The sequence below is a fragment of the Sphingomonas rosea genome, from assembly GCF_039538065.1.
Taxonomy (GTDB): Bacteria; Pseudomonadota; Alphaproteobacteria; order Sphingomonadales; family Sphingomonadaceae; genus Sphingomicrobium; species Sphingomicrobium rosea.
In genome coordinates this window covers 1767455-1792862 of the sequence record NZ_BAABBR010000001.1, presented here as the reverse complement: position 1 = coordinate 1792862, position 25408 = coordinate 1767455, and the positions used below count along the sequence as shown (strand labels likewise).

The following is a 25408-nucleotide window of genomic DNA, read 5'->3' as shown; positions in this document are numbered from 1 at the left end:
AGCCCGGCCGCCGGTCTATAGGCGGCGGGTCATAAGTCCGGATCGCAATGAACTACCGCCACGCCTTTCACGCCGGAAACAGCGCCGATGTCGTCAAGCACAGTCTGCTGATCGCGCTCGTCCGCGCGCTCCAGCAGAAGCCAAGCGCGCTGACGCTGATCGACACGCACGCGGGGTCCGGCCTCTACGACCTCCAAGACGACAAGGCGCAGCGCACGGGCGAGGCCGTCGGCGGCGTACTGCGCGCGATGGCCAACTCCGACCCGTTGCTCGATACCTATCGCCACGCGGTCGAGGCGGTGAACGAGGATGGTGACGTGCGGCTTTACCCCGGTTCGCCGTGCGTGCTCGCGCAGTTGCTCCGGCCGCAGGACGTCCTCATCCTCAACGAAAAGCATCCCGAGGATGCGGCGGTGCTGCGCGGCGCGATGCGTGGCTCGCCAGCCGCGGTCCACCAGCGCGATGCCTATGAATTATGGCTGGCGCTGCTGCCGACCAAGACGCCGCGCGGCGTGGTAGTGGTCGATCCGCCCTACGAGCAGACCGACGAGCGCGCGCGGATCACCGCCACGCTCGCAGCCGCGGACCGGAAGTGGGGGCATGGCGTGACGGTGATCTGGTATCCGCTCAAGGATCGCGACACGCACGAAAGGTGGAAGCAGAGCCTGCGAAGGCTGGAAATCCCGAAATTCCTGACGGTCGAGCACTGGCTGTTCGATGCCGAGCAGCCCGGTATCTATAACGGCGCTGGGCTGTTCATCGTCAATCCGCCCTACGCTTTCATGCAAGAGCTGCCGCCGTTGCTGGACGCGCTTCGCGCCGCGCTCGCGCCCGACGGGCATCGGGGACGGCTCACCGCCGAATGGTTGAGGCCTTGAGATGATGTTGTTCGCCCTGCTCATGGCCTCGGCCGATCCCGCCCCGATCATCGTCACCGGGCGCGGACTGCCACCGGCGGAAAAAGCCGGCGCCGCCGTGGTGACGCTCGATCGCGGGCGCATCGAGCAATCGGCCAGCGGACGGCTCGAGGACGTCATCCGAGATGCAGCCGGGGTGCAGAGCTTTCGTCGCTCGGACTCGCGCTCTAGTCATGCGACCAACCAGTCGATTACCTTGCGCGGCCTCGGCGGCAATGCGTCGTCGCGCGCGCTGCTTCTGTTCGACGGCGTCCCGCAGGGCGATCCGTTCGGCGGATGGATCACCTTTCCCGCTTATGCGACCGACCGTATCGGCGAGATCCGGATCACGCGCGGTGGTGGCAGCGCGTTCTTTGGGCCCGGTGCGCTGGCCGGCACGGTGGAACTTGAAAGCGCCGCGCCATCGGACCGCGAACGTCTAACCGCCTCGATCGCGGGCGGAAGCCGCGCCAGCCTCGACGCCCGCGCCAGCCTGGTCGCACCGACGGCGCGCGGTTCCGTTTCGCTGTCGGGCGCCGTTGCCCGCGGCGACGGCTTCGTGCCGATCGTCGCGCACGACCGTGGGCCGGTCGACCGTCCTGCCCCCTATCGGCAGGAATCGGGCGCGGCGCGACTGGTCCAGGATCTTGGCTCCGTCGAAGCGCAGGTGAATGCCAGCGCCTTCAGCGATCAGCGCGATCGAGGCGTGCCCTTCACCGCCAATCGCGGCTCGGGGGTGGACATGTCGCTTCGCCTCGTCGGTAAGGGCCGGACGAAGTGGTCGGCGCTCGGCTACGCTCAGCAACGCCGCTTCGCTTCGGCCTTCAGCAGCGTCAACGCTGCGCGCACGACCAGCACGCAGACGCTTGATCAATATGCGGTCCCCTCGCGCGGCTTTGGCTTTCGCGGCGAGGTGCGACCGCTGTCGGGCGCGACCGAGATCGGGCTTGGCGTTGATGGACGCTTCGTGCGCGGCGAGACCCGCGAGCGCTACCAGTTCGTGTCGGGCAGCCCGACCCGTCGGCGCGAGGCCGGTGGCAGGTCGGGCACCGTCGGCGTCTTCGCCACGGGCGCGGTCACGACCCGCGCGGCAACCTTCAGCGCCAGCGCACGGGTCGATCGCTGGACGATTTCCGACGGTCGCCTTTTCCAGGAATTGCTGAGCGGCGGCGCACCGCTGACCGACACGCGCTTTCCCGATCGGCACGGCTGGCAGGGCAGCGGCCGTGTCGCCGGCGAGGTCAGGGCGTCCCGTGCGCTCAAGCTGCGGACTGCCGCCTATCGCGGATGGCGGCTGCCGACCCTGAACGAGCTCTATCGTCCCTTCCGCGCCGGGGCCGACGCCACCGCGCCCAATGCGGCGCTTCGGCCCGAGAGCATGACCGGCGCCGAGATCGGCGGCGACCTCGCCCTCGCGTCCGGCTGGCGGGCGGGCGTCACCGGCTTCGTCGCGCGGCTCGACGACGCGATCGCGAACGTCACGCTCGCCCAAGGTCCGGGCACCTTCCCCATCGTCGGCTTTGTTGCGGCCGGCGGCACCTATCGCCAGCGCCAGAATCTCGACTTCATCCGCTCGCGTGGGATCGAGGCCGACGTCAGCGGCAAGATCGGTCCGTTCGACGCGCGTCTCTCCTACGCGCTCGCCGACGCGCGGGTCCATGGCAGCGGAGCGGCCGCCGCACTCGACGGCAAGCGCCCGGCGCAAACCCCGCGCCATCAGCTTTCGACCACTCTGGGCTGGAAGGACGCGCGCGAGCGGCAAGTTTCGTTGACGGCCCGGGCCCTGTCCGCGCAGTTCGAGGACGACCTCAACCAGCGCCGGCTCGCACCCGCGCTCACGCTCGACAGCTATGCTGCCATTCCGGTCACGCGGCGTGTCGCGCTCGAACTTCGCGGCGAAAACATCTTCGATCGCACGGTCGAGGCCGCGGTGAGCAACGACGGCATGGTCGAGCGCGCCCTTCCGCGCACCCTGTGGATCGGGCTTCGGCTGCGCTGATCAAGGTCTCGCCGAAAGCGGGACGAAGGAGTGGCGACGGTTTGTCGCGCGGCATCGAGACGCCTACATGGCGGGGATGAAAGCTCTTCGCGCCGTGATCCGCCACACCGGCGGCCCCGAGGTTATCGAGTGGGAGGAAGTCGCGCTCGGTGCGCCCGGACCCGGCGAAGTGCTGATGGCGAACGAAGCGGTCGGCCTCAACTTCATCGACACCTATCATCGCTCGGGCGTCTATCCGGTCGACCTGCCGGGCGCGCTCGGCATGGAGGCGGCGGGCCGGGTGCTGGCGGTCGGACCGGGGGTTGAGTGGAAGGAAGGCGACCGCGTCGCGACGTTCGGCCCGCAGCGGGGCGCCTACGCCACCGCGCGGCTGATTCCCGCCGAGCAACTGCTGCCCGTGCCCGAGGACGTGCCGAGCGATCTCGCCGCCGCGGCGCTGCTCAAGGGCTGCACCGCCGAATTCCTCGTCGAGCGCTGCGCCAAGGTGCAGGCTGGATCCGATGTCCTCGTGCATGCGGCGGCGGGCGGGGTCGGCCTCATCCTTGTGCAATGGCTCAAGGCCGTCGGCGCCCGCGTCATCGGGACAGTCTCGACCGAAGCGAAGGCGCAGCTAGCGCGCGAAGCCGGCGTCGACGAGATCATCCGTTACGATCACGAGGACGTCGCAGCGCGCGCTCGTGCACTCACCGGCGGCAAGGGCTGTGAAGTCGTGTTCGACGGGGTCGGCCGCGACACGTGGGAGGCGAGCCTCGATTCGGCGGCGCGGCGCGGAATCCTTGTCAGCTACGGCAACGCCTCGGCACCGGTGACCGGAGTCGGCCTCGGCACCCTCGCCTCCAAGGGATCGCTGTGGGTCACGCGGCCGACCCTCTTCGATTATTACCGCAACGCCGACGAACGCCGGGCCGGGGCAGAGCGCCTGTGGGAAATGATCCGCTCGGGCAAGGTCCGGGTAACGATCGGGGGTCGCATGGCCCTGACCGAAGCTGCCGAGGCGCACCGAAGGCTCGAAGCGCGCGAAACGACGGGATCGTTTCTCCTTCTGCCGTAACCTCTCGCACCGGCGTCCAAACTTGTTTCGGGCACGGATTTTCTTGCCCTTCCGGCACTTTCATGTCCCTATCGAGAAACCATGTTGCTCGCGCTCGATACCGCCACGCCTGCCTGCACCGCGGCACTTCTTGCGCCTGACGGCACTGTCCTGGGCGAGGTCCACGAGGTGATGAATCGAGGGCATGCCGAGCGTCTGGTGCCCATGCTCGACGTCCTCCTCGACGGTCGCCGGGCGGACCAGATCCTCGTCGGTTGCGGCCCGGGGAGTTTCACTGGCCTGCGGGTCGGCATCTCGGCCGCGCAGGGACTGGCGATCGGCTGGGGCGTTCCCCTGCACGGCATGTCGACCCTTGCCCTGCTCGCGGCGACGGCGCCCGGTGACGGGCCGGTCGGCGTGGCGCTGATCGGTGGTCACGGCGAATTGTTCGCCCAGCAGTTCGCGCGGGGGCCGCTGGCCGAAGCCGGACCGCTTGCGAGCCTCACGCCAGCGAAGGCCGCCGAAGCGATCGACGCGCCGCTCGTCGTCGGGACTGGCGCGAGGGCGCTGGTCGAGGCACGCGGCTGGGGCGAGGTGCTCGAAGTCTTGCCGCGCGCGAGCGCCGCGCTTGCACTCCCCGATGCTTTGCGTTCGCTTGCGCCCAAGCCGAGCTACGCTCGCGCCCCGGACGCCAAGCCGATGGCAGCATGAGCGGATTGGCGCCCGATAGCCTGACGATCCAGCGCGGCGGCGGCGCCGATCTCGACGAGGTCATGGCGGTCATGGCCGATGCCTTCGATCCTCGCTTCGGCGAAGCCTGGACCCGCGCGCAATGCGCCGGGATCCTGCCGCTGCCCGGCGTCATTCTTCACGTCGCGCGCCGCCGCGGTGAGGCGCTCGGCTTCAGCCTTTCCCGCCGCGCAATGGACGAGGCCGAACTGCTCCTCATCGCGGTACGTCGCCAGGCGAGCGGCCAGGGTATTGGCGGTCAACTCATCGCTCGCTTCGTCGAGGATCATCGCGCGGCGGGCGCGCATCATCTTCACCTCGAGGTACGCGACGGCAATCCCGCCGTATCCCTCTACACGGCACATGATTTCGAGATCGCGGGACGCCGTTCGCGTTACTATCGCGGAACTGACGGTGAGTTGTTCGATGCGCTCACGATGGTCCGTATGATCTAGAATCGTATTGCTCTAGGTTAAATCCAAGAAACAATCGTTGCATTCACTTGGCACCGCTTGTTAGGCCGGGCCCGCGCTGCTCGGAGCGTGAGTACCGGTATCCGACTTGGATAGGACCCACCATGAACGACAATGACCAAAGTGCCGAAACACTGATCACCCTTACTGCCGACATTGTCGCTGCCCACGTCAGCAACAACAGCGTGTCGGTCAACGACTTGCCGCAATTGATCCAGAACGTGCATGGTGCGCTTTCGGGCCTCGGTAGCCGTCCGGCCGCCCCCGAAGTCCGTCCCGAACCCAAGGTTCCGATCCGCTCGTCGGTGAAGCCCGACTATCTCGTCTGCCTCGAAGACGGGAAGAAGCTGAAGATGCTCAAGCGGCATCTGATGACCCACTACAACATGACGCCCGACCAGTATCGACAGAAGTGGGGCCTCAACGCCGACTATCCGATGGTCGCCCCCAACTATGCCGAACAGCGCCGCACGCTCGCCAAGAGCATTGGCCTGGGCACCAAGCGCAAGCGCGGCGCGCGCGCGGCCAAGTAATCCCCGCAACGTCGCACGCGCCGGACAACATCGAAGGCTCATGCCTTTCGAATTTGCCCGGCGCGGGCGGCGGATTGGCCTAGACGCCCCCACCCTCCTCCCTTAGTTGAGCGTCCATGCACCGCATGATCGACATCGAGGCGCTCTGCGCCGAAAAGGGGCTGCGGATCACCGAGCAGCGGCGGACCATTGCGCGCATCATCGGTGAGTCCGAGGATCATCCCGACGTCGAGACGCTCCACGAGCGAGCGAGCGCGGTCGATCCGAACATCTCGATCGCCACCGTCTATCGGACGGTCCGCCTGTTCGAAGAGGCCGGCATCCTCGAGCGGCACGAGTTCGGCAACGGCCGCTCGCGCTACGAAGCGGTATCGGAAGAACATCACGACCATCTGATCGACGTCGAATCGGGCAATGTCGTCGAGTTCCACGACGAGGAGCTCGAGGATTTGAAGCGCCGCGTCGCCGAGCGGCTGGGCTTCCGGCTCGTCGACCATCGGCTGGAGCTCTACGGCGTCCCGCTTGGTCGCGACCGCTAGGTCATCCTCAAGCGTCCGGGCGGCGGTCCGGCTGACCTTGATGGCCGGCTGGCTCGGCTTTTGCGTCATCCCTCATCTTCTGATGCGTCCATTCGGGCCATCGCCCTGGCCGCGCCGCCTGCTGCGCGGGATCGGCTGGATCGCGGGCGCACGGGTCGAGACCACGGGTCCCAAGCCGACGGCAAGGACGCTGATCGTCTCCAACCACGTGAGCTGGCTCGACATCCCCATGCTCGCCGGCGCCACCGATTGCGCGTTCGTCGCCAAGGACGGCCTCAAGGGGCATCCGATCATGCGCTGGCTGTGCGAGCAGAACGGCACGGTGTTCGTCGACCGCGACCGCAAGGCGAGCGTCGGCGACCAGCTCAGCGACATGGAGCGGGCGCTCCGCAGTCCCAAGCCGCTCACCCTCTTTCCTGAAGGCACCGTCAGCGACGGTCACGGGCTGCTGCCCTTCCGCTCCTCGCTTCTGAAGCTCGCCGAGGATCCGCCTGTGCCGCTGACCGTCCAGCCGGTCGCGATCGACTATCGGGGGGCGGCGCCCGAGTTCGGCTGGCCGCAGGGCGAGACTGGGCAGGCGAACTTCGTCAGGCTGCTCGGGCGCAAGGGGACAGTATCTGTGACGCTGCACTTCCTCGCGCCGCTCGCGCCGGGTCAGGACCGGAAAGCGCTGACCCGCCAGAGCCACGCCGCCGTTGCCGCCGCGCTGGCGCCTAGCGGTGTGGCGCCGGCGCGCGTATAGGCGCGGCCCCATGACCAAGACCTTTGCGATCAAGAGCTTCGGCTGCCAGATGAACGTCTATGACGGCGAGCGCATGGCCGAGTTGCTGCGCGCCGAGGGGATGGCCCCGGCCGAGGCGGGCGCCGATGCCGACGTGGTCGTGCTCAACACCTGCCACATCCGCGAGAAAGCCGCCGAAAAGGCCTATAGCGAGGTCGGCCGCCTGACCCGCGAGGACGGCTCGAAGCCCGTGATCGCACTCGCCGGCTGCGTCGCGCAGGCAGAGGGCGCCGAAGCGAAGCGCCGCTCCAAGGCGATCGACCTCGTCGTCGGACCGCAGGCCTATCACCGGCTGCCGGAGATGCTGCGCGAGGTCCAAGGCGGCGCGCGTCCGGTCGACACCGATTTGCCCCCGCTCGACAAGTTCGCTGCTCTCCCCCGGCGCCGCCGTGCGGGGGTCAGCGCTTTCCTCTCGGTTCAGGAAGGGTGTGACAAGTTCTGCACTTACTGCGTCGTGCCCTACACGCGCGGGGCGGAGGTCAGCCGACCGATGGCGGACCTCCTCGACGAGGCGGCACAGCTGGTCGAAGACGGTGCGCGCGAGATCACGTTGCTGGGCCAGAACGTGAATGCCTGGGAGGACGGCGCCGAGAACCTCGCGACCCTCATCCACCGGATCGCCGAACTCGGGGGGCTGGAGCGCATCCGCTACACCACCTCCCACCCGATCAACATGGGCGGGGCGCTGGTCGCGGCCCATCGCGATTGCGCTAAGCTCATGCCCTATCTGCACCTGCCCGTGCAGGCGGGGAGCGACCGCATCCTCAAGGCGATGAACCGCCATCACACTGCCGCCGACTATCTCCGCGCGCTCGACCAGGTCCGCGCGGCGCGGCCCGACATCGCCATCTCGGGCGACTTCATCGTCGGCTTCCCGGGCGAGACCGACGCCGACTTCGCCGACACGCTCAGGATCGTGCGCGAGGTGGGCTACGCCAGCGCCTTCACCTTCAAGTACAGCGCCCGGCCGGGCACCCCCGCTGCGACCATGGACGGGCAAGTGCCCGAAGCGGTCAAGGACGCGCGGCTGCAGGAATTGCAGGCACTGGTCGCCGAGCAGAGCCGTGCCTTCAACGCGTCCAAGGTGGGCGTCCAAACGCGGATACTCATCGACCGCGTCGGTCGAAAGCCGGGCCAGATGATCGGCAAGTCGCCATGGCTCCAGTCGGTGTTCGTCGAGAGCGAGGCCAAGATCGGCGACATGGTCGATGTCCGCCTGACCGGGGCGCTGCCCAACAGCCTCGCGGGCGAACTTGTCACCAAAGTGCAGCAAGAGGCCGCGTGACTCTTGGGCGAAGCGCATTACATTCGGGAACGATGACGACCTCCAAGGCTTCACGCCGCTAGATGCCCAAGCGCCCCGACCTCCGCGCGGTGGACGATCCCACCCGCGCCCGCCTCGAGATCGAGTTCGAGCAGCCCTATCTCCTCGGCCCCCTGTTCGGCGACTATGACCGGCACCTGGTGGCGATCGAGGATCGCCTCGGCGTCAACATCGCTGCGCGCGGCAATCGCGTGCAGATCGAGGGCGAACCCGACAGCGCGGCCAAGGCGCGTGAAGTGCTGGTCGACCTCTACAGCCGGCTCGACGCCGGTCAGGACGTCGACCTTGCGGTGGTCGAAAGTGTCATCGGCATGGGTGCGCAGCGCAAGCTCGACGGCATCGTGCCCGACGCCGACGCCCCGGCGAGCAATCCCAACCGGGTGATGATCCGGACGCGCAAGAAGACAATTGTCCCGCGCTCGACCATCCAGACGCATTACATGGAGGCGCTTGCCCGCGACGATATGATCTTCGCGCTGGGACCGGCGGGCACGGGCAAGACATATCTTGCGGTCGCGCAGGCCGTGTCGATGCTGATCGGCGGCCAGGTCGACCGGCTCATCCTCTCGCGCCCAGCGGTCGAGGCAGGCGAGCGGCTTGGCTTCCTGCCTGGCGACATGAAGGAGAAGGTCGATCCCTATCTCCGCCCCCTTTACGACGCGCTCTACGATATGCTCCCGACCGAGCAGGTCGAGCGTCGCATCGCCAGTGGCGAGATCGAGATTGCACCGATCGCCTTCATGCGTGGCCGGACGCTCAGCGATGCCTTCATCATCCTCGACGAGGCGCAGAACACCACGCCGCAGCAGATGAAGATGTTCCTGACCCGCTTCGGCATGCGTTCGCGCATGGTGATCTGCGGCGACCCCAACCAGACCGATCTTCCGCGCGGGGTCGAAAGCGGCCTGGCCGACGCCGTTCACAAGCTCGAAGGCATTCCGCGGCTGGCGATGGTCCGCTTCGGCGCCGCGGACGTCGTCCGCCATCCGCTCGTCGGCCGGATCGTCGAAGCCTATGAAGGGCCCGCCGCATGACCCTCGACCTGATGCTCGACGCCGACGAGGAATGGGACAGTAGCACCGACTGGGCGCGGCTCGCCGAAGCCGCGGCCCGGGCGGCGATCGCCGAGAGCGCCTTCCCGCGACTGGCCGCGCTCGAACGGCCGGTCGAACTGTCGGTCGTCCTCACCACCGACGCCGAAGTCCATGCCCTGAACGCCGAGTGGCGGGGCAAGGACAGGCCGACCAACGTCCTGTCCTTTCCCCAGGCCGAGGCCCATGAACTGGCCGCGGCCGACACGCCCGGCCCCGAACTGATGCTCGGCGACATCGTGCTCGCGCGCGAGACCTGTGCCCGCGAGGCAGAGGAAAAGTCGATCAGCCTGGAGCATCACGCCGCGCACCTGATGGTCCACGGCACACTTCACCTGCTCGGCTATGACCACCTCGAAGACGATACCGCCGAGGACATGGAAGCAAGAGAAACGCGGGCGCTCGCCCGGATGGGTATCGACAACCCTTATGAGGTCGCCGCCTGATGGCCTCCCAGCCCGACAGCGGTTCGCGCCTGTGGCGCGGCCTTCGCAGCCTGATGTTCGGCGAGGACAGCGAGCCGTCGCTGCGCGACCAGATCGAGGAAGCGATCGACGAAGCCGAGGAAGATCAGCCCAAGAAGGGCGACCTCAGCCCGCTTGAGCGGCAGATGCTCAAGAATTTGCTGCATTTCGGCGACCGGACCGCCGGCGACATCTGCGTCACGCGTGGCGAGATCATCTCGGCCCCGCACGGCAGCAGCATGGAAGAGCTCGCCAAGGCCTTTGCCGAGGCTGGCCACAGCCGCCTGCCGATCACCGGCGACAGTCTCGATGAGATCATCGGGATGGTTCACATCAAGGACGTGTTCAACGCCTACTTCGACGCGACCGAGCGCAAGAGCGTCGACGAGATCATGCGCACGCCGCTGTTCGTGCCCGAAAGCATGGGCATCCTCGACCTTCTCGTCCGGATGCGTGCCGAGCGGATCCACCTCGCGGTCGTGATCGACGAGTTCGGCGGGACCGAAGGCCTCGTCACCATCGAGGACGTGGTCGAGGAGATCGTCGGCGACATCGCGGACGAGCATGACGAGGAGGAGCAGCCGCTGCTGGTCCGCCTCGACGATGGGCTGTGGGACGCCGACGCGCGGCTCGAGCTCGACGACCTCGCCGAAGCGGTCGACCCGCGCCTCATCGCCGAGGACGACGAGGTCGATACGTTGGGCGGTCTCGCCTTCCTGCTTGCCGGCCGGATCCTCGAGCCGGGCGAGAGTATTGCGCATCCGAGCGGATGGCGGCTCGAAAGCCTCGAGGCCGACGAACGCAAGATGCTTCGTCTCCGGCTCCACGCGCCCGAGGGCGCCGAACGCGAAGACGCCTGAGCCTCTTGACCGACCTCGTCCGTAATCCGCGGGTGGCGAGCCTCGCCGCCTTCCTGCTCGGCCTCGTCTCGGCCTGCGCCTTCCAGCCGCTCGGGCTCTGGCCGCTCATGCCCCTCGCCTTCACCGGGCTGACCTTGCTACTTCGCCAGCGGCAAACGCTGCGCGGCGCGCTGCTGACCGGCTGGCTGTTCGGGCTAGGCCAGTTTGTGCTCGGCCTCAATTGGATCGCCACCGCCTTTACCTTCCAGGCGGCGATGCCCCACTGGTACGGCTGGCTCGCGGTGGTGCTGCTGAGCTTCTACCTCGCGGTCTATCCGGCGATCGGTATTGGAGTGGCCTGGCGGTTCGGACGGCGGTCGCCGACGGCGCTCGTGCTCGGTCTGGCAGGATGCTGGGCGCTCGCCGAGTATCTGCGGGCGACCATGTTCACCGGCTTTGCCTGGAACCCGGTCGGCGTCACGCTGATCGATACCTACCTCCACCGCTTCGCCCCGCTGATCGGGACTTACGGCCTGTCCGCTCTTGTCGTTGCCGCCGGCGGTGCCCTGTGGCTGCTCGTCCGCGGCGAGCGGCGTCCTGCGATCATCGTTCTCGCCCTTCCGACACTCTTCGCATTCTGGCCGCAGCCGAGCGCGCTTCCCCCGACCGACATCCGACCGATCCGCGTCGTCCAGCCGAACATCGGGCAGGAGGAGAAATGGCGCGAGGGGCTCGACGAGGAGGCGTTCCAGCGACTCGCCAAGCTTTCGGCCGGGCGCCCCTCGCCCAGCCTCCTGCTCTGGCCCGAAGTCGCCGTGCCGGTGGCCTATCAGGCCGCGCCCACCGATCCGCGTCAGCTTCCGATCACCCTTCCGCCCGCTGTCCGTGCCTCCACGCTGTTGCGGCCGGGCGACCTTCTCGTGACCGGGGCCTTTGCTCTCACTGTCGATAATCAGGGCCGGGTCACGGGCAGCACCAACAGCGTCATGCCGATCGACGCGCAGGGCCGCATCCTCGGCCGCTACGACAAGGCGCATCTGGTGCCTTACGGCGAATATCTGCCGATGCGCCCGCTCCTCTCGGCGCTCGGTCTCTCGGCACTGGCCCCCGGCGTCGGCGATACCGTCCCGGGGCCCGGCCCGCGCACCCTGAACCTCGCCGGCTGGGGCAAGATGGGGCTTCAGATCTGCTACGAGATCATCTTCTCGGGTCAGGTCATTGATCGGGCGCATCGCCCCGATTTCCTGTTCAATCCTTCGAACGATGCCTGGTTCGGCGCCTGGGGTCCGGTCCAGCACCTTGCCCAGGCCCGTCTGCGCGCGGCGGAAGAAGGCATTCCGATCATCCGCTCGACCCCGACCGGCGTCAGTGCCGTGATCGACGCCGACGGTCGCATCCTCCAATCCCTGCCGTGGAAGACGGCGGGTGTGATCGACGCCCCCCTCCCTGCCCCCAAGCCGCCGACCTTCTTCAGTCGGCACGGCAATATCATCCCGCTCGTCCTCGCCTTCCTGCTCCTCGCAATCGCGGTTGGCATGGACGCGCGCGCTCGCTACAGGGCCGACATATAAAGCTTTCTTTATATCCTTATTCTCGCGTCTGAACGCTCCGGAGACCCATGCGCAACTCCTATCTCTTCACCTCCGAATCCGTGTCCGAAGGCCATCCCGACAAGGTTGCCGACCAGATCAGCGACGCCGTCGTCGACCTGTTCCTGTCAAAGGATCCCGAGGCGCGTGTCGCCTGCGAGACGCTGACCACGACCAATCTCGTCGTGCTGGCGGGCGAGATCCGCGGCAAGGGGATCATGGACGAGGCCGGCAACTGGGCCGAAGGCATCGAGCAGGAAATCGAAGATGTCGTCCGCGAGACGGTCAAGAAGATCGGCTACGAACAGGACGGCTTCCATTGGGAAAAGCTGACCTTCCAAAACCACCTGCATCCGCAGTCGGCGCACATTGCGCAGGGTGTCGATGCCGGCGAGGGCAAGGACGAGGGCGCGGGCGACCAGGGCATCATGTTCGGCTTCGCCTGTGACGAGACGCCGGACCTCATGCCCGCGACGCTCTATTACAGCCACAAGATCCTCGAGCAGTTGGCCGCCGACCGCCATTCGGGCGCCGCGTCGTTCCTCGAGCCTGACGCCAAGAGCCAGGTGACGCTTCGCTTCGCCAACGGTCGCCCGGTCGAAGCCACCGCGATTGTCGTCTCGACGCAGCACAAGGAAGGCTATGACCAGGGCGCCGAGGAAGCCGAGCTCAAGGACTATGTGAAGGCGGCAGTCGCCAAGGTCATTCCGGGCGAGCTCCTCACCGACGGCACGGTCTACCACATCAACCCGACCGGCAGCTTCGTCATCGGCGGACCCGACGGCGACAGCGGACTGACCGGTCGCAAGATCATCGTCGACACTTACGGCGGCGCGGCCCCGCATGGCGGCGGCGCGTTCAGCGGCAAGGACCCGACCAAGGTCGACCGCTCGGCCGCCTATGTCGCGCGCTATCTTGCCAAGAACATCGTCGCCGCGGGCCTCGCGACCCGCTGCACGATCCAGCTAAGCTATGCGATCGGTGTCAGCGAGCCGCTCTCGCTCTACGTCGACACGCACGGCACGGGTAAGGTCGGCGACGACGTGCTCGAGCAGGCGATCGGCAAGATCGAGCGGCTCGGCAAGCTTACGCCGCGCGGCATTCGCGAGCATCTGAAGCTCAACCAGCCGATCTATTCGCCGACCGCGGCCTACGGCCACTTCGGGCGCAAGGCCGAGGGCAACCTGTTCCCGTGGGAGCGGACCGACCTCGTCGACGAACTGAAGGCGCTGGCCTCGGCCTAAACCGTCGCGGCGACCGGCAGCTTGGCGATCTTGCCACTGCCGGTCGCAGGCGCGGCACGCCGGCCCATCGACCAATTGGCCTGCATCCGCACCTGCGGGTTGGGCACGCACCAGATCTCGCCCCCATCGTCCATCGCGACCACCCACAGGAGGTCGAATTCCGGACCATAATCGATGACGGCGACGGCAACGCCCTTGCCGCGATCGACGACGTGAAGGGGCAGATAGGGCTCAAGCTGAGTGAAGGACATGGGAGCACAACGGTCGGCCCCCGAGCTAGGTTGCTAGGCCTTTGGTCCGGTCACCGGCGATCGCGGCTGAACTTGCGGTCGCGTCCGGGGACCGGCGCGGCGTCGGGCGTTCGCACCCCGATGCCGTGGCGGTAGACGAGCTCGCCGCCGAGCCAGCCCGAATAAGCGAGGATCGCCACCGACAGAGCACTCAGCCAGATGCCGGCTCCGCCGATCCGCTCATGTCCTCCGGCGAGGCGAAGAATGATATTCACCGTTTCGAGTACGACAACCGCGAGATTCGCGATCATGTGGCGGCTGGCCGCACCGATCCGGCGAACCCGTTCGTCGCCGAGATAGTCGATGAAGCCCGTAATCGCAGCGAGGAGGGCCGTAGCGAGGCCGACGCCGAGCAGCCAGTTGCTCGCGGTCGCCCACCCCTCCTCGCGGCCCGTCATCCACATGACGTCGGTGACGAAGGCGCCGATGAAACTGACGATCGGAAAGGGGATCAGGAGCGGGTGTAGGGGGTGCCCGCCGACCTTTGCGGTCGAACGCGGATTGTCACCTTCCATCAGCCAAACACTCCTCACCGGTTGTCCACGCAACGCAGATTACTAAAGGCCTATGTCATGACCGCTTTCAAGTCCGGCGATCCGCTGACCCTCAATCGACTCTATGGCCGTTCGAGTGGCCACAAGCTGCGCCAGGGGCAGCAGGAGCTGATCGACACCCTCCTTCCGCAAATCTCGGTTCCGGCCGATGGCGAGGTGACGAGCCGCGCCCTGTTCGGCGACGATCGTCCGCTTCACTTCGAGATCGGCTTCGGCTCGGGCGAGCATCTGGCGCATCGCGCGGACCTGCTGCCAGACCACGGCTTTGTCGGCGCCGAGCCGTTCCTCAACGGGGTCGCGACCGCGCTCGGCCATGTCCGCGACGGACCGCTGCGCAACGTGCGCCTTCATATGGGTGACGCGCTCGAAGTGCTCCGCCGGGTGCCCGATGAAAGCCTCTTCATGCTTTACCTGCTGCATCCCGATCCGTGGCCCAAGGCCCGGCATGCCAAGCGGCGGATGGTCAACGACGGGCCGCTCGAACTCATCCATGCCAAGCTCAAGCCCGGCTCCGAATTCCGGATCGCCACCGACCATCCGGTCTATCTGGAGTGGACGCTCAGCGTCATGCAGCGGCACGCGGATAGGTTCGAGTGGCTCGCCGAAAAGCCGGCCGACTTCCTCGAGCCGCCCTCGGGTTGGATTCAGACCCGCTACGGAACCAAGAGCCGGCGCGAGGGAAGACGGCCATATTACCTGCGCTATCGACGGACCTGATTGGTCCCTGTCGCGTTCAGCGTCCGAACCATCACATGGAGTAAACGCACATGAACGTCGACACGCTCGCCGGCACCGGCAGTCAGCTCAAGGGTCAGATCAAGGAAGGTCTCGGCGAAGCCACCAACGATCCGACGCTGCAGCAGGACGGCATTGCCGATCAGGTTACCGGCACCGTTCGCAAGGGCATCGGGCAGGTCCGCGACCTCGCCATGAAGCAGCCGATCGCCACGGCTGCGGCCGCCGGCGTGATCGGTCTTGCGATCCTCAATTCGCTTCGCGGCAAGAAGAGCTACTAAGCTCCTCGCAAGCCTCAAGATTGAGGGCGGCTCCGGTGACGGGGCCGCCCTTTTTCATGCGCCTCAGGCCGGCGACAATCGGAGCAGCCGTCCGCCCTCGCCATCCTCGAGCAGATAGACATTGCCGTCGGGGCCCTGCTCCACCTCACGGACGCGCGCGCCCATGTCCCACTGGTCGGCCTTCTGCGCCTTGTCGCCGGTGACATTCACGCGGATCAGCGCCTGACCGGAGAGAGCGCCGAGCAGGAGGTCGCCGCGCCACTGGGGGAACTTGTCGCCAGTGTAGACGATCAAGCCGGCGGGCGAGATCGAAGGGTTCCAAGACACCTTGGGCGCCTCGAAGCCGTCACCAGGCTTGTGGTCCGGAATGTCGACGTCGTTGTAATTGCTGCCGTTCGACGCGCGCGGCCAGCCGTAATTCTTGCCCGGAAGGATGAGGTTGACCTCATCGCCGCCCTGCGGCCCCATTTCAGTTTCCCACAAGCGCCCATCGGGGCCGAAGGCGAGGCCATAGGGGTTGCGGTGCCCGCTCGACCACGTCTCGGCCGGCGTCAGGTTAGCGCCAGGCCAGGCGACGCTGCGACCCTGCGCCTTGGCCGCCGCGACGCTGTCTTCGGGCGGATCGAAGACGGTGACGGTCGAAGGGCCGGTCTTGCCTGCGAAGGGATTGCCCGCCGCCGGCTTGCCGTCGAGGGTGAGGTGCAGGATCTTGCCGAGCGGCTGACCCGGGTCCTGTGCCGGCGTGAAGCGCTGCCGCTCGCCCGAGGAGAGGAAGAGCGACTGTCCGTCAGGCGCGAAGGCGATCCGGGCACCATATTGACCGCCGCGGCCACCGGCCGGATCGCGCCAGATGACGCTCAGCCCCTCGAGCCGGGGCGCACCCCCGTCGGTCACGATCCGCGCCCGCGCCAGCGCCAGCCCGCTGCCGCCAGTCGCCGAAGGCTCCGAGTAGGTCAGGTAGACAAGCTTGCTCGTCGCGACGTCGGGCGCGGCAACGATGTCGAGCAGACCGCCCTGCCCGCCCGCCTGCACCTTGGGCGCGCCGGCGACGGCGGTGACCTTGCCGTCGGGCTGCCACCATTTCACCTGCCCGCCCTTTTCGGTGACGAGCGCGCTGCCGCCCGGGAGGAACGTCATCGCCCATGGCGAATCGAACGTGCCGAGCGGCGTGACGACAAAGGGCTTGGCGCCCGCCGCCGCGGGCCGTTCCGCTTGGCTGACCGCTGGGCTGCCGCAGGACGACAGAACCAGTCCAAAGGCGAATAGTGCTTGTGAAGCCGTGCGCCGCATCCTTACGTATCTCCAACGGTTATGAGAAAAGTGCCCGCTCAGGGGCACGATATAGGAAGCAATCCGCCTGGTGCAGCCCGTCAAACTCCTCGGCCTCGCCACGGCGCTGCCTCCCTACCGTATCACCCAGGACGAAGCGAAAGCGACCGGACGCGAGCTGTTCGCCGGCCGCAAGGCGCTCTTCGATCGTCTTTCGGGAGTGTTCGACAATGCCGGGATCCGCGAGCGCGCGATCGTCGCACCGCTCGAATGGTATGCCGAGGATCATGGCTGGCAGTCGCGAAACGCGCTCTATCTCAACGCTTCCGAGCGCTTGTTCGAGGAAGCCGCGCTCGCCGCCATCACCCGTGCGGGGCTGACGCCGCAGGACATTGCCGGCGTCGTCACCGTATCGACCACCGGCATCGCCACCCCGAGCCTCGAGGCGCGGGTCGGACCGAAAATCGGGCTGCGCGACTCGGTCCGCCGTGTGCCCGTCTTCGGCCTCGGCTGCGCGGGCGGCGTCAGCGGGCTCGCGCTGGCGTCGCGCATGGCTGCGGCCGAGCCCGGCAAGCCGTTTCTCTTCGTCTGCATCGAGACCTGTTCGATCTCGATCCGCCTCGACACCGACGATCCCGCAGCCCTGGTCGCGACCGCGCTGTTCGGTGACGGCGCTGCCGCGGCCGTGGTCTCGACCGAGGGCACCGGGCTCGGAATCATCACCGGCGCGGGCGAGCGGCTCTGGCCCGACACCCTCGGGATCATGGGCTGGCGGGTCGAGGATCCCGGACTCGCAGTGGTCTTCGACCGCGCCATCCCGCCCTTCGTCACCGCCGAGCTGGCCGACGCCGTCGACTCGATCCTCGCCGAACTCGGCCTCGCGCGCGGCGATATCGACCGGCTGTGCTCGCATCCCGGCGGCGCCAAGGTCGTCACCGCGATCGAGCAGGCGATGGCGCTTCCGGAGGGCACACTCGACCTCGAGCGCGAAGTGCTCCGCGATCACGGCAACATGAGCGCGCCGACGGTGCTGTTCGTCCTCGAACGCCTGCTCGAGCGTGGCATTCCCGAGCGCACCCTGCTGACCGCTTTCGGCCCCGGCTTCACCTGCGCCGCGCTGACGCTGGAACGGCCATGACCATGACTCCGATGTGGCCGCATTATGCGATCCTCTTCTTCGTCCTGTTCCAGCGCCTCTCCGAGCTTGTCATCGCGCGCGCCAACACCGCGCGGCTGCTGGCAATGGGTGCCTATGAACATGCGCCGGGCCATTATCCGCTGATCGTCGCCGTGCATGCGGGCTGGCTGGCCTCGCTGTTCTGGCTGGCGCCGGGCCAGTCCATCCACTGGTGGCTGTTCGGGATTTTCCTGTTGCTTCAGGCCGGACGGCTGTGGGTCCTGCGCACGCTCGGGCCTCGCTGGACCACGCGGATCATCGTGCTCCCGGGCGCGCCGCTCGTCACCGGCGGCCCGTTCCGGTTCGTCCGCCACCCCAACTACCTCGTGGTGATCGGCGAGATTGCAGTCCTGCCGCTGGTCTTCGGTCTGTGGCAGGTCGCGCTCATCTTCTCGCTCCTCAACGCGATCGTGCTGACGATCCGGATCAGGGCCGAAATGGGCGCGCTCGGCGGCTGAAGGGCCGCTTGCGGATCATAGGCGAAGCGCCTATGTGCACGGCTCCTCCTCACATCGTCGATGCTGGCGAGGCTGCCCGGGTTCCCGCGGCGGTCCGAGGGGGGCTGAACTTTTCAAGGACGGGCATGGACGCTGCACTCACCGCACTGATCGACACCGAGGCCCGGGCGCTCGGCTTCGATCTCGTGCGAGTCGCGATGATCGGCGGCAAGTCGGACCCGACGCTGCAGGTCATGGCCGAGCGTCCCGACACCCGCCAGCTCGACCTTTCCGACTGCGAGGCGCTGTCCCGCCGCATTTCGGAGAAACTCGACGCGCTGGAGGAAGCGGGCAAGGACCCGATCGAGGGCGCCTACCGCCTCGAGGTCAGTTCGCCCGGGATCGACCGGCCGCTGACCCGGCTCAAGGACTTCGCCGACTGGCAGGGCCATGAGGCGCGCCTCAAGCTCGCCCGCGAGGTCGATGGCGCCAAGCAGGTCACCGGCGACATCGAGGGTGTGGACGGCGAGCAGGTGATGATCTCGGGCTCGCAGGGCACCCGCACCATTCCTTTCGACGCCATTCATTCGGCCAAGCTCCTGCTGACCGACCGCCTGATCGCCGCTACCGTGCCGCTCGATTCCGAGGGCGCAGATGACTTCGTCGAGGCGCCGCTTGACGGTGCCGACCATCCGACAACCCAAGAGGAAGACTGACACATGGCCACTGCCGCTCCCGCCGCCGCCACGGCCAACAAGGCCGAGCTGCTCGCCATCGCCGACAGCGTCGCGCGTGAGAAGCTGATCGACCGCGGCATCGTCATCGAGGCGATGGAGGATGCGATCCAGCGCGCCGCCCGTGCCCGCTACGGTGCCGAGAACGACATCCGCGCCAAGCTCGATCCGCAGACCGGCGAACTGCGCCTGTGGCGCGTCCTCGAAGTGGTCGAGGAAACGCCCGAGGATTATTACAAGCAGATCGATCTGAAGGGCGCGGCCAAGCTCAAGGCCGATGCCGCGGTCGGCGACTTCATCGTCGATCCCCTGCCCCCGATCGAGTTCGGCCGCATTGCCGCGCAGGCCGCCAAGCAGGTCATCTTCCAGAAGGTTCGCGACGCCGAGCGCGAGCGCCAGTACGAGGAATTCAAGGACCGCGTCGGCGAAATCATCACCGGCGTCGTCAAGCGGGTCGAATTCGGCCATGTCGTCGTCGACCTCGGTCGCGCCGAGGGCGTCATCCGCCGCGACGCTCAGATTCCGCGCGAAATGCACCGCGTCGGCGACCGCGTTCGCAGCCTGATCCTCCGCGTCGCACGCGAAACCCGCGGGCCGCAGATCTTCCTTTCCCGCGCGCACCCCGACTTCATGAAGAAGCTGTTCGCGCAGGAAGTTCCCGAGATTTACGACGGCATCATCGAGATCAAGGCCGCCGCCCGCGATCCGGGCAGCCGCGCCAAGATCGGCGTCATCAGCTACGACAGCTCGATCGATCCGGTCGGCGCCTGCGTCGGCATGAAGGGCAGCCGCGTCCAGGCGGTCGTCCAGGAGATGCAGGGCGAGAAGATCGACATCATCCCGTGGTCGGAAGACACGGCGACCTTCGTCGTCAACGCGCTCCAGCCCGCGACCGTCGCCCGCGTCGTCATCGACGAGGAAGAGAGCCGGATCGAGGTGGTCGTTCCTGACGACCAGCTCAGCCTCGCGATCGGCCGTCGCGGCCAGAACGTCCGCCTAGCCTCGCAGCTCACCAGCAGCCAGATCGACATCCTGACCGAGGCCGACGCCTCCGAGAAGCGCCAGAAGGAATTCGTCGAGCGCTCCGAGACGTTCCAGAACGAGCTCGACGTTGACGAGACGCTGGCCCAGTTGCTGGTCGCCGAGGGCTTCACCAGCCTCGAGGAAGTGGCCTACGTCGAAGCCGACGAGATCGCCTCGATCGAGGGTCTGGATGATGACATCGCGTCCGAGTTGCAGGAGCGCGCATCCGAGGCGCTTGAGCGCCGTGAAGCTGCTTCGCGCGAAGAACGCCGCGGCCTCGGCGTCGAGGATGCGCTGGCCGAGCTTCCGCACCTCACCGAGCAGATGCTGGTGACGCTGGGCAAGGCCAAGATCCTGACGCTCGACGACCTGGCCGACCTCGCCACCGACGAACTCGTCCAGAAGAAGCGTCCGGAGCCGCGCCGCCGCGCCGAAAATGCGCCGCAGCGGGAGCAGGACAAGGGCGGGATCCTCGCCGAATATGGCCTGACCGAAGAGCAGGGCAACGAGATCATCATGGCCGCCCGCGCCCACTGGTTCGAGGACGAGGCCGAAGCGCCGCAGACCGAGGAGGCCGCCGATGCGGAATCCTCGCAATGACGCGCTAGAGTCGGCAGACGCTGAGGGAGCGGTCGGGGATGGCCCCGAGCGCTCCTGCATCCTAACCCGTCGCACCGCGCCGAAGGACGAGCTCATCCGGCTCGTCCTCGGTCCGGACGGGCAGGTCCATCCCGACGTCCGCGCCAAGGCACCCGGTCGCGGCGCGTGGATCGGAGCCACCCGTCCCGAGCTTGAGACCGCGATCGCCAAGGGCAAGCTCAAGGGCGGGCTCGCCCGCGCCTTCCGGACACAGGCGGTGAACATCGCGTCCGATCTTCCGGACAAGATCGAGCAGGCGCTGGCCCGTGCCGCACTCGACCGGCTCGGCATGGAAGCGCGCTCGGGCACGCTGATCAACGGCTCGGACAAGGTCGAACAGGCCGCGCGCATGGGCAAGGTTCGCCTGCTCCTTTACGCCGCGGATGCGGGTGCCGACGGGCGCCGCAAGCTCGACCAGGCATGGCGCGTCGGCGGGTCGGAGGACTTGGGCTACCGGCAAGGCTTGGAAATCCCGGTCGAACGCACCATCTTGAGCATGGCGCTCGGCCGCGAAAATGTGGTACATGTCGCCTTGACCGACCCGGGAGCTGCCAGCCGCGTTGCCCAAGCGCTGAACCGCTGGCGCGCTTTCATTGTAGGACCTGCTGGGCTAGGCCGCGGCGACGACGCCGTCGGCACGGGCACGGCTGACGATTGAGTGAAGTAAAGGAATTTATGAGCGACCAGACCGACAAGCCGAAGCTGGGTACCCGGCCGCCGCTGGGCATCAAGCGCACGGTAGAGACTGGCAAGGTCAAGCAGAGCTTCAGCCATGGCCGCTCGAACACGGTCGTGGTCGAGGTCAAGAAGCGCCGAATCCTCGGCCGCCCGGGCGAGGCGCCTGCTGTCGCGCCCGAGCCCGAGGCCGTCGCCCCGGCGCCCGCGCCGGTCGCTCCCCCGGCCCCTGCTCCCGCGCCCGCACCGCGCCGTTCGGCTGCGGACGACATCGCCGCGCGCAAGGAAGAGACCGCGCGCCGGATGCGCGAGGCCGAGGAAGCGCGCATGGCCGCGCTCGAGGAAGCCCGCCGCCGCGAAGAGCAGGCCAAGGTCAACGCGACCGAGGAAGACAAGCGTCGCGCCGAGGAAAACCGCAAGGCCGAGGAAGAGGCCGCGCGTCAGGCAGAGGCCGAAGCCAAGCGCCGGATCGAGGAAGAAGCCCGCGCCGCCGAGCAGGCCGCGGCCGCGCCCGCCCCGGTCGAAGAGCCCGCCGCGCCCGCCGCCGCCGCGCCGGTCGAGCCCACGCCGGCAGCTGCGCCTGCGCCGCGCACCGTGACCGCGCGCCCGGGGCAGATGTTCCAGCCGGTGCGCCGTCCGCCGCCGCCCCAGCCCAAGCCGCAGCCGGTCCAGCAGGCGCAGCCGAGCGCGCAGCCGCAGGCCTCGGCCCCGTCGAGCCAGCCTTCGAGTGGTGGAGGCTCCTCGTCGAGCCCGCGCCGGCCCGAGCCCACGCGTCCGACCCGTCCAGGCCAGCGTGGCGACGATCGCCGCCATTCGGGCAAGCTCACCGTCAGCCGTGCGCTGTCGGGTGACGACGACCGCGCGCGCAGCCTCGCCGCGCTGCGCCGTGCCCGCGAGAAGGAAAAGCGCGCCTACGCACAGTCGGGTCCGCGCGAGAAGCAGGTCCGTGACGTCGTGGTGCCCGACAGCATCACCGTCGGCGAGCTCGCCAACCGCATGGCCGAAAAGGCCGCCGACCTCGTGAAGGCGCTGTTCAAGATGGGCACGCCCGTCACCGTCAACCAGGTCATCGACCAGGATACGGCCGAGCTGTTGGTCACCGAGTTCGGGCACAACATCAAGCGCGTCAGCGAGAGCGATATCGACATCGATACCGCGACCGACGTCGATGCCGACGAGACGCTGCAGGCGCGTCCGCCCGTGGTCACCATCATGGGCCACGTCGACCACGGCAAGACCTCGCTGCTGGACGCGATCCGCGGCGCCAAGGTCGCGTCGGGCGAAGCCGGCGGGATCACCCAGCACATCGGCGCCTATCAGGTGAAGGTCGCCGATGGCAGCCAAGTCACCTTCCTCGACACTCCGGGCCATGAAGCCTTCTCGGAGATGCGGGCGCGTGGCGCCAACGTCACCGACATCGTGGTGCTGGTGGTCGCGGCCGACGATGGCCTTCGTCCGCAGACCGTCGAGGCGATCAACCACACCAAGGCCGCCGGCGTGCCGATGATCGTGGCGATCAACAAGATCGACAAGCCCGAGGCCAAGCCGCAGCGGGTCCGCGAGGAACTGCTCCAGCACGAAATCGTGGTCGAACAACTCGGCGGCGACGTCCAGGATGTCGAGGTCTCGGCGCTCAAGGGCACCAACCTCGACGGTCTTCTCGACGCCATCGCGCTCCAGGCCGAGATCCTCGAACTCAAGGCCAATCCCGAGCGCGCGGCCGAAGGCACCGTGATCGAAGCCAAGCTCGACAAGGGCCGCGGTCCGCTCGCAACCGTGCTGGTCCAGCGCGGTACGCTCAAGGTCGGTGACGTGTTCGTGGTCGGCGCCGCGAGCGGCAAGGTCCGCGCGATGATCGACGACCATGGCCGCCAAGTGAAGCAGGCCGGCCCGTCGATGCCGGTGGAGGTCCTCGGCCTCGGCTCGGTGCCGAGCGCGGGCGATCGCCTCACCGTGGTCGAAAACGAGGCGCGTGCCCGCGAGGTCGCCGCCTACCGCCAGGGCGTGCTCGACCGGAAGCGGACCACCGCCGCGCCGATGAGCCTCGAGAACATGTTCGCCAATCGTGCCTCGACCACCATCGAGTTTCCGCTCGTGGTCAAGGCCGACGTGCAGGGTTCTGCCGAGGCGATCGTCAATGCACTGAACCGCCTGTCGACCGACGAGATCAAGGTTCGCATCCTGTCTTCGGGTGTGGGCGCGATCACCGAGAGCGACGTCACCCTGGCCTCGGCCACGGGCGCGCCGATCATCGGCTTCAACGTCCGTCCAAACGCCAAGGCGCGCGAGGTCGCGGCGCGGAACAAGGTCGAGCTTCGCTACTATGACGTCATCTATCACCTGACCGACTGGGCCAAGGGTGCGATGGCGGGCGAGCTCGGGCCCGAGATCATCGAAACGGTCGTCGGCCGTGCCCGCGTGCAGGAGGTCTTCCCGGCCGGCAAGCGCGACAAGGCCGCCGGTCTGCTCGTGCTCGAGGGCGTCATCCGCAAGGGCCTCCATGCCCGCCTCACCCGCGAGGACGTCATCGTCTCGAAGACCACGATCAGCTCGCTGCGTCGCTTCAAGGACGACGTGGCGCAGGTCATCGCGGGTCTCGAGTGCGGTGTGTTGCTGGCCGACACGAACGACATCAAGGCTGGCGACAACCTTGAAGTCTTCGAAGTCGAGGAGCGCGCGCGCACGCTGTGACGCAAGAGGGCGGGAGGAACTCGATCGTCGATCGCATCGCGGACGGCCTGTCCGTCCTAGGATGCACTATCGACGGTTGTGGCTGTTTCCTGCCCTGCTTGCTGCTGACGCCGATTGCCGCTTGGATGCTTGCGTGATGAAGAAACAGGAATCTTCCGAAGGCCGCTCGGTCCGCCTGCTCCGCGTCGGCGAGCAGGTCCGCCATGTCCTGAGCGACGTGCTCGCCCGCGGTGACGTGCATGACGATACGCTGCAGAGCCACCTCGTCAGCGTCACCGAAGTCCGCATGTCGCCCGACCTTCGTCACGCCACCGTGTTCGTGAAGCCGCTGCTCGGCCAGGACGAGGCGGTGGTATTGAAGGCGCTGCGCACCAACACCGCCTTCCTCCAGAGCGAGGTCGCGCGGCGGGTGAACACGAAATATGCGGCGAAGCTGAAGTTCCTCGCCGACGAGAGCTTCGATGAGGGGGGCAAGATCGACCAGATCCTGCGCAGTCCTCACGTCAGCCAGGATCTGAGCGAAGAGTGAGCGAGCTCGGCCAGCCCATGCAGGGCGACGGCTGCTCCGCCCTCCCCTTCGCAGAAGACTATCGGGCACGACTCAAGGCCGCTTGCGCCGAGGATCCCGACATCTGGCCGATCTACTCGATCAGCTTCGACCCCGATCATTTCGACCAGAGCCTCGACGGTTGGCTCGCGAAACCCGACATGCGGGTCTTCGTCCTGTTTGACGGCAACGAGTTCGCCGGCATGTCGAGCTTTCTCGGGATCGACGAGGAACGTGGCGTCCTCGAGATCGGCGGCACTTACTATCGCCCGCACCTGCGTGGCACCGGCTTCAATCGCCGGGTCAAGGACATGATGCTGCGCCGCGCCTTCGACAGCGGGTTCCGGCGGGCCGAGTTCCGCGTCGACAGCCGCAACAAACGCAGCCAGGCCGCGATGGCCAAGCTTGGCGGCGTCTGCGAGGCGATCATCCGTGCCGAGCGCATCACCTGGACGGGCCACATCCGCGACACTGTCCTCTTCTCGATCCACCGCGAGGAATGGCCCACGGCCACCTCGCTCCGCCGCCGGGTCGGGCTCGACTTCTCCTCCTACCGCGATGCGAACGAGGACCGGGGTGAGCCCTGACGCGCGCGGGGTGGCCCAAGGCAGGTAGGACAAAGCGGCCCATGCTTCGTTCACGCTCCATCACAAGCGACGGAGCATCATCATGACCGAGAAGAAGGGCCACGGCAGCGCGACTGCGCAAAAGGCCAATGCCAAGGCTGCCCACGAAGGCAAGTCGAACCCCCGCAAGTCGTCCGCGGCGCAGGCCGAGCTCGGCAAGAAAGGTGGCAAAGCCGCCGCCAAGAAGTGAACTGGACCC

At 67.5% G+C, this 25408-nt stretch carries 28 protein-coding genes; 25 read left to right on the top strand and 3 right to left on the bottom strand.

Translation table 11 applies throughout. The annotated features are described in order from the left end of the window. Nucleotides 1-47: 47 nt before the first annotated feature. The 14 genes from ABD693_RS08990 to metK all read left to right on the top strand — a co-directional run bounded on the left by ABD693_RS08990 (nucleotide 48) and on the right by metK (nucleotide 13531). Nucleotides 48-878 carry a 23S rRNA (adenine(2030)-N(6))-methyltransferase RlmJ gene (locus ABD693_RS08990; RefSeq protein ID WP_344696725.1) on the top strand — a complete coding sequence of 277 codons (831 nt, stop codon included), beginning with the start codon at nucleotides 48-50 and terminating at the stop codon, nucleotides 876-878. A gap of 1 nt (nucleotide 879) precedes the next feature. Continuing rightward, on the top strand, nucleotides 880-2895 hold the full coding sequence (locus tag ABD693_RS08985; RefSeq protein ID WP_344696724.1) for a TonB-dependent receptor: 2016 nt from the start codon (nucleotides 880-882) through the stop codon (nucleotides 2893-2895). Nucleotides 2896-2971: 76 nt separating this feature from the next. Beyond that, entirely contained in the window at nucleotides 2972-3946 is a 975-nt protein-coding gene (locus ABD693_RS08980) for a quinone oxidoreductase family protein (RefSeq protein WP_344696723.1), read from the top strand. An 81-nt stretch (nucleotides 3947-4027) separates the two neighbouring features. Next, complete coding sequence (gene tsaB, locus ABD693_RS08975; protein WP_344696722.1) at nucleotides 4028-4636, top strand: tRNA (adenosine(37)-N6)-threonylcarbamoyltransferase complex dimerization subunit type 1 TsaB; 609 nt, start codon at nucleotides 4028-4030, stop codon at nucleotides 4634-4636. Further along, complete coding sequence (locus ABD693_RS08970; RefSeq protein WP_344696721.1) at nucleotides 4633-5109, top strand: GNAT family N-acetyltransferase; 477 nt, start codon at nucleotides 4633-4635, stop codon at nucleotides 5107-5109. Before tsaB ends, ABD693_RS08970 begins: the two co-directional genes overlap by 4 nt. 122 nt (nucleotides 5110-5231) lie before the next feature. Continuing rightward, on the top strand, nucleotides 5232-5660 hold the full coding sequence (locus tag ABD693_RS08965) for a Ros/MucR family transcriptional regulator (protein ID WP_344696720.1): 429 nt from the start codon (nucleotides 5232-5234) through the stop codon (nucleotides 5658-5660). Nucleotides 5661-5776: 116 nt separating this feature from the next. Then, nucleotides 5777-6199: a Fur family transcriptional regulator gene (locus ABD693_RS08960; RefSeq protein WP_344696719.1), complete on the top strand. Its 423-nt coding sequence runs from the start codon at nucleotides 5777-5779 to the stop codon at nucleotides 6197-6199. Between the two features lie 82 nt (nucleotides 6200-6281). Beyond that, nucleotides 6282-6941: a lysophospholipid acyltransferase family protein gene (locus ABD693_RS08955; protein ID WP_344696718.1), complete on the top strand. Its 660-nt coding sequence runs from the start codon at nucleotides 6282-6284 to the stop codon at nucleotides 6939-6941. Between the two features lie 10 nt (nucleotides 6942-6951). Next, nucleotides 6952-8265, top strand: a complete 1314-nt coding sequence (gene miaB, locus ABD693_RS08950) for a tRNA (N6-isopentenyl adenosine(37)-C2)-methylthiotransferase MiaB (protein ID WP_344696717.1) — start codon at nucleotides 6952-6954, stop codon at nucleotides 8263-8265. Between the two features lie 62 nt (nucleotides 8266-8327). Further along, entirely contained in the window at nucleotides 8328-9338 is a 1011-nt protein-coding gene (locus ABD693_RS08945; RefSeq protein ID WP_344696716.1) for a PhoH family protein, read from the top strand. Next, complete coding sequence (gene ybeY / locus ABD693_RS08940; RefSeq protein ID WP_344696715.1) at nucleotides 9335-9841, top strand: rRNA maturation RNase YbeY; 507 nt, start codon at nucleotides 9335-9337, stop codon at nucleotides 9839-9841. Before ABD693_RS08945 ends, ybeY begins: the two co-directional genes overlap by 4 nt. Continuing rightward, nucleotides 9841-10719, top strand: a complete 879-nt coding sequence (locus ABD693_RS08935; RefSeq protein WP_344696714.1) for a hemolysin family protein — start codon at nucleotides 9841-9843, stop codon at nucleotides 10717-10719. The genes ybeY and ABD693_RS08935 overlap by 1 nt, the downstream gene beginning before the upstream one ends. A 5-nt stretch (nucleotides 10720-10724) precedes the next feature. After that, nucleotides 10725-12269, top strand: coding sequence for an apolipoprotein N-acyltransferase (gene lnt / locus ABD693_RS08930; RefSeq protein WP_344696713.1), 1545 nt, complete (start codon nucleotides 10725-10727; stop codon nucleotides 12267-12269). Between the two features lie 47 nt (nucleotides 12270-12316). Beyond that, nucleotides 12317-13531 (top strand): methionine adenosyltransferase, encoded by a 1215-nt coding sequence (metK, locus tag ABD693_RS08925; RefSeq protein WP_344696712.1) that lies wholly within the window; start codon nucleotides 12317-12319, stop codon nucleotides 13529-13531. On the opposite strand, the gene ABD693_RS08920 is transcribed toward metK, so the two are convergent. Continuing rightward, nucleotides 13528-13782 carry a hypothetical protein gene (locus ABD693_RS08920; protein ID WP_344696711.1) on the bottom strand — a complete coding sequence of 85 codons (255 nt, stop codon included), beginning with the start codon at nucleotides 13780-13782 and terminating at the stop codon, nucleotides 13528-13530. The two genes, metK and ABD693_RS08920, sit on opposite strands and share 4 nt — an antisense overlap. Nucleotides 13783-13832: 50 nt before the next feature. Then, on the bottom strand, nucleotides 13833-14336 hold the full coding sequence (locus tag ABD693_RS08915) for a DUF2231 domain-containing protein (protein ID WP_344696710.1): 504 nt from the start codon (nucleotides 14334-14336) through the stop codon (nucleotides 13833-13835). 57 nt (nucleotides 14337-14393) lie between these two features. On the opposite strand from ABD693_RS08915, the gene trmB reads away from it, so the two are divergent. Both trmB and ABD693_RS08905 read left to right on the top strand, forming a co-directional pair. Beyond that, a complete protein-coding gene (trmB, locus tag ABD693_RS08910; RefSeq protein ID WP_344696709.1) occupies nucleotides 14394-15092 on the top strand; it encodes a tRNA (guanine(46)-N(7))-methyltransferase TrmB in 699 nt (232 codons plus the stop codon). Nucleotides 15093-15142: 50 nt separating this feature from the next. After that, entirely contained in the window at nucleotides 15143-15391 is a 249-nt protein-coding gene (locus tag ABD693_RS08905) for a CsbD family protein (RefSeq protein WP_344696708.1), read from the top strand. Between the two features lie 63 nt (nucleotides 15392-15454). Here ABD693_RS08905 and ABD693_RS08900 read toward each other — a convergent pair whose 3' ends face one another. After that, nucleotides 15455-16681, bottom strand: a complete 1227-nt coding sequence (locus tag ABD693_RS08900; protein WP_344696707.1) for a PQQ-dependent sugar dehydrogenase — start codon at nucleotides 16679-16681, stop codon at nucleotides 15455-15457. 70 nt (nucleotides 16682-16751) lie between these two features. On the opposite strand from ABD693_RS08900, the gene ABD693_RS08895 reads away from it, so the two are divergent. The 9 genes from ABD693_RS08895 (at nucleotide 16752) to ABD693_RS08855 (ending at nucleotide 25399) form a co-directional block, all read left to right on the top strand. Then, a complete protein-coding gene (locus ABD693_RS08895; RefSeq protein ID WP_344696706.1) occupies nucleotides 16752-17798 on the top strand; it encodes a type III polyketide synthase in 1047 nt (348 codons plus the stop codon). Further along, nucleotides 17795-18295, top strand: a complete 501-nt coding sequence (locus tag ABD693_RS08890; protein ID WP_344696705.1) for an isoprenylcysteine carboxyl methyltransferase family protein — start codon at nucleotides 17795-17797, stop codon at nucleotides 18293-18295. The genes ABD693_RS08895 and ABD693_RS08890 overlap by 4 nt, the downstream gene beginning before the upstream one ends. 125 nt (nucleotides 18296-18420) lie before the next feature. Further along, nucleotides 18421-18990, top strand: a complete 570-nt coding sequence (rimP, locus tag ABD693_RS08885; protein ID WP_344696704.1) for a ribosome maturation protein RimP — start codon at nucleotides 18421-18423, stop codon at nucleotides 18988-18990. 3 nt (nucleotides 18991-18993) lie between these two features. Then, complete coding sequence (gene nusA, locus ABD693_RS08880) at nucleotides 18994-20631, top strand: transcription termination factor NusA (RefSeq protein ID WP_344696703.1); 1638 nt, start codon at nucleotides 18994-18996, stop codon at nucleotides 20629-20631. Beyond that, a complete protein-coding gene (locus ABD693_RS08875) occupies nucleotides 20612-21328 on the top strand; it encodes a DUF448 domain-containing protein (protein WP_344696702.1) in 717 nt (238 codons plus the stop codon). The genes nusA and ABD693_RS08875 overlap by 20 nt, the downstream gene beginning before the upstream one ends. Before the next feature lie 17 nt (nucleotides 21329-21345). Continuing rightward, a complete protein-coding gene (infB, locus tag ABD693_RS08870) occupies nucleotides 21346-24036 on the top strand; it encodes a translation initiation factor IF-2 (RefSeq protein WP_344696701.1) in 2691 nt (896 codons plus the stop codon). A 136-nt stretch (nucleotides 24037-24172) separates the two neighbouring features. Further along, a complete protein-coding gene (gene rbfA, locus ABD693_RS08865; RefSeq protein ID WP_344696700.1) occupies nucleotides 24173-24565 on the top strand; it encodes a 30S ribosome-binding factor RbfA in 393 nt (130 codons plus the stop codon). After that, nucleotides 24562-25170, top strand: coding sequence for a GNAT family N-acetyltransferase (locus tag ABD693_RS08860; RefSeq protein ID WP_344696699.1), 609 nt, complete (start codon nucleotides 24562-24564; stop codon nucleotides 25168-25170). Before rbfA ends, ABD693_RS08860 begins: the two co-directional genes overlap by 4 nt. An 82-nt stretch (nucleotides 25171-25252) precedes the next feature. Then, complete coding sequence (locus tag ABD693_RS08855; RefSeq protein WP_344696698.1) at nucleotides 25253-25399, top strand: hypothetical protein; 147 nt, start codon at nucleotides 25253-25255, stop codon at nucleotides 25397-25399. The last annotated feature ends 9 nt before the right edge of the window (nucleotides 25400-25408 follow it).